The organism is Anaeromassilibacillus sp. An200 (assembly GCF_002160025.1).
Taxonomy (GTDB): domain Bacteria; phylum Bacillota; class Clostridia; order Oscillospirales; family Acutalibacteraceae; genus Caccousia; species Caccousia stercoris.
The window spans coordinates 1-3,871 of the sequence record NZ_NFJU01000090.1; the positions used below are offsets into that span (position 1 = coordinate 1).

Annotated in this window: 5 protein-coding genes; all 5 read left to right on the forward strand. The window is 47.8% G+C overall.

Annotated features, from left to right (window positions below; translation table 11 throughout):
* Positions 1 to 1,115 (forward strand): RHS repeat-associated core domain-containing protein (locus B5F35_RS17700; RefSeq protein WP_140401285.1); only part of this gene is annotated, 1,115 nt, incomplete at its 5' end.
* Between the two features lie 46 nt (positions 1,116 to 1,161).
* The gene (locus B5F35_RS17705; protein WP_087242956.1) at positions 1,162 to 1,908 is read left to right on the forward strand and encodes a hypothetical protein; all 747 of its coding nucleotides are present in this window, start codon (positions 1,162 to 1,164) and stop codon (positions 1,906 to 1,908) included.
* Between the two features lie 126 nt (positions 1,909 to 2,034).
* A complete protein-coding gene (locus B5F35_RS17710; protein ID WP_087242958.1) occupies positions 2,035 to 3,009 on the forward strand; it encodes an RHS repeat domain-containing protein in 975 nt (324 codons plus the stop codon).
* Positions 3,010 to 3,212: 203 nt separating this feature from the next.
* Positions 3,213 to 3,350 (forward strand): hypothetical protein, encoded by a 138-nt coding sequence (locus tag B5F35_RS18835; protein ID WP_162611478.1) that lies wholly within the window; start codon positions 3,213 to 3,215, stop codon positions 3,348 to 3,350.
* A 232-nt stretch (positions 3,351 to 3,582) separates the two neighbouring features.
* Positions 3,583 to 3,871, forward strand: a 289-nt coding sequence (locus B5F35_RS17720) for an RHS repeat domain-containing protein (protein ID WP_140401286.1), incomplete at its 3' end; no start/stop codon positions are given.

Consider the following 3,871-nt stretch of genomic DNA (forward strand, 5'->3'; position numbering starts at 1 on the left):
AGGAGGACAGCACCGGTCTGACCCGTCTCATCCGTTCCACAGAGCTGATCGCCCGCAGTAGCGAGAGCGCCCGGACGTACTACCACTATGCCAGCGACGAGATGGGGTCTACCACCCACATCGTCGATGAAAATGGCAATGTCCAGAACCGCTACGCCTACGACGCCTGGGGCAAAATCACGGCCAAGGAGGAGACTATCCCCAACCGCTTCACCTACTACGGCCAGCAGATAGACCCCATCACCCAGCAGTATTACCTACGGGCCCGGTTCTACAACCCGGTCATCGGCCGGTTCACCCAGGAGGATACCTACCGGGGCGACGGGCTCAACCTGTATGCCTACTGTGCGAATAATCCGGTTTACTATGTTGATCCGAGTGGATATAACTGCGACAAAAAAGATGCATTGCGCGAACAAGTCATTTCAAGTTTGACATCAAATGGAAAATTCAAAAATGCTGAAGCGTCTTTTGACAGAGTAATGCAGGAGTTGGCAACGCGGAAGGTAAAAAACATAACAGATTTTTACCATGAATATAAGACTCAATTTGGAGGAAATCGAACGATTCCCCAAAGTGAGCTTGAATCAGCCTGGGCATACTACAAAGCAAGTAACTATCAAACCCTGTGGGCATCTCTTGTAAAGACTGCACCCCAAGCGATAACTCTGTCGCCAAGTCAGCTTGAGAAAGCGATTGCTGAAGTGACTAGATTGAATCTTGATGCTGCAACACGTGGTCCCGGACGGTTTGCACCAGAAACATCCGCTATGTCTCCAGAAGCATTGGAGTTCCAAGGCCCACTCAAGTATATATTAGATTGGAAAAGTGGGGTAAACCCGCTGAATCCAGATAGAGGTCGAGGCTTTGTAGAGTTTGACGGATGGGACCCTGCCACGAATCAACTTATTGACCGCAAGCTATCCACAACAACATTTACAAGTGCCCGTAATGAAGCAATTAGGCAGGCTACAATAGCGACACAGTATGGCATTACTGTCCGTTGGGAAGTCCCCTTGAATAGAGCTGATCAAGCAAAAACACATGTAAAGGTTCTTTTAAAAGATACCGGCTTCTCCGAGAATATTATCCAGGTGGTCGGAGTTGAGTCTTAAAGCTAAACTTATGATACACGAATTTCATAAAAACGGAGGAATGAACATGAAGGATGTTTTTAGTCTTCTGATCTCATTTACCCCTTGGACGGTAAGTGAGATAGGCCCTCTTGTACTGGAGTTCATCAACCTATGGAGTCAAAATCCTGACCGTGAACCGTTGCACCTTTATCGCAAAAATATTCCGGTTTCGCCGATTACTTTAGAAAGTGTCAGTGCAAATGTGAAAAATTATGATAGTCTCTATCTTAAATTAAAATCTTCCTTGAAAAGGGATGCGGATGTTGTAGATTTTCATGTTGTAAAACCATATCCGTTAATGCAAGAAAAATATCCAGATGGAGTTTATGGAATCACAAGCAATATTACCGTTAACATTGCTCTGAATAAAATCGGGAAAAAAAGCGGGTATTATATTGAGGAATTTATAAATTTGGGGAAATCTTTTATAAAAAATAAAAGTGTGCGACGTATTGATATGGACATGGATACAAAATCCATGATGACCAGCGGATATTATTCAAAAATGCAGGAAATTGGAAAAGGGAGGATTTGGTGGGTCAATACATTTGCTTACTTCAGTTCTACTGAAATGAAAAAGCAGTTTGATCATGTCGGCGGAGAAGAAGTCTACCTGTCTGTTTGCAGAAAACATCATGTCCAAGTGGAATTCTCTCCTGAATATCATGGTTATTTTTTGCATATGCCATTCGATTTTCAGGACACCCCGGAACTACACGAAGCGGTACTGGCATTTAATCAGGATCTGTATGCAAAACTGATTGTCGAGTAAATTGAATTGTATAAAATTGATGTGTTCGGAAAAGAGCAGTAAATGTATCCGGCACACTTAAAACCAAATCATGTACCGATGTGCTTTCTAGCGTAGATCAAGCCAAGACCCACCTATACTGACAGCATGGGCGGTGCCAGCCAGGAACTGGAGTATGACGCCCAGGGCCGGATTACCGGCGTTGTGGACGGCAACGGAAACGAGACCAGGTACCTGCTGGATGAGTGGGGCCGGATCACCGGCGTGAGGAAGGCGGACGGCTCCACGGAGCAGTATGCCTATAACTTCGCGGGGGATATGGTGTCCTCCACCGACGGTGAGGGCCGCACCACTGGAACAGAAGATGATGAGGGAGGAAAGGATATGTGGAGAAATTATGGGTTGGCTGCTGCCAATGTTTTGGTGTCTAGTCTTCCGATTTTTGCAACATGGGACCCTATTGTTGGCATCTGCTATTGTGGAATTGTAGGATTGCTCCTTGTGCTACTATCCTGGAATGTTGTAGGGGACTTTATCGTGATTATGTTTATCCTTCATGCAAAGGAGGTGCCTTCTAATGCGCTGATTGCGCCGAGTCTACAACGCTATCTTCGCCATTTATCAAATCATGAACTGAAAAACCAGCGTACGCCCTCTCTTTATTATGTGGACAGCAAGATTCCGTACTACATGCCCGTTAGTGCGAGGAGTGCTGTGGTTTCTCTGGCCCTGGAAGATCGCTTGCAGCGGGATGGAGAGAGGGTGCTAATCAAAGGTGTGCCTAAAGATGCTTATATTCCCAAAATCATGGTCAGCCGGAAAGTGGCACTTCTTTCTCTTGCAAGTTACACCATTGTAATACGAATCATGGAACTCTGGGTCATCTTTTTTGCGGTGGCAGTTAAGGCAATTATGGCCCTTGTGATGCTGATTGTTTCGGGGGCGCTCTTCGGCAGTGCAAGTGAAATGGTAGATGCGGCTTCCTTTGGTTCGGCGATTGGTAGAATTATTCTGAAAATCAATGATATTGTAAACTACATACAGGATAAGTTGATTGATTTCGCGATGAATATAACCTGTTCCAACTCGTACAGGATCATTGAAGAATCAAGTCAAGTCTAAAAATTAAATTTTTATCCATGCCTACATCCTGGACAAGAAGTTGAAGAGTCTGACCGCCCACTCCTGGGACGATCTATTCTTCCAAGTCTGCAATATCTATGACGGCAACCACATCCGCAAATAAGGTTATGAATCGTCCCACAGCACTCAAAACTGAATCATGTACCGATGCGCTTTCCAGCGTAGCACCCCAAGGCCCGCCTATGCTGACAGCATGGGCGGGCCTTGACTATAAGCAGCGCCCCCAGATCATCAAGACCGATCTGCTGGGCAGCACCAATTTTGCCTTCAACCTGTTTGACAAAGCGATCAAACCTGTTCAGATGCAGTTTGCCGCCTGATGGCGGAGATTCACAGGGAAACGACCAGCGGCATCCATAACCGGACGTAGTTCAGTTACGATGCAGCAGGCAATCTGACCGAAATCACGGACAACCAGGGGTGCAAGACTTGTATTGCCTATGACCTGCTGTACTGGGAGATCCGGCGGACTGAGCGGGACGGCGGGGAGGGTTTCCAGTTCACCTACGACGCCGAGGGCCGGGTACTTACGGTGGTGAGCCCGGAGGCCATGTGCTCCAGAGCAACACCTATGATGCGTCGGGCCGCCTGCTCCAGCGCGTAGACGGCGTAGGCAGCGGCGTGAAGTATGAGTATGATTTCACCGGAGCCCAGCGGCGCATGGAGAGCATGGGCGGTGCCAGCCAGGAGCTGGAGTATGACGCCCAGGGCCGGATTACCGGCGTTGTGGATGGCAACGGAAACGAGACCAGGTACCTGCTGGATGAGTGGGGCCGGATCACCGGCGTGAGGAAGGCGGACGGCTCCACAGAGCAGTATGCCTATAACTTCGCGGGGGATA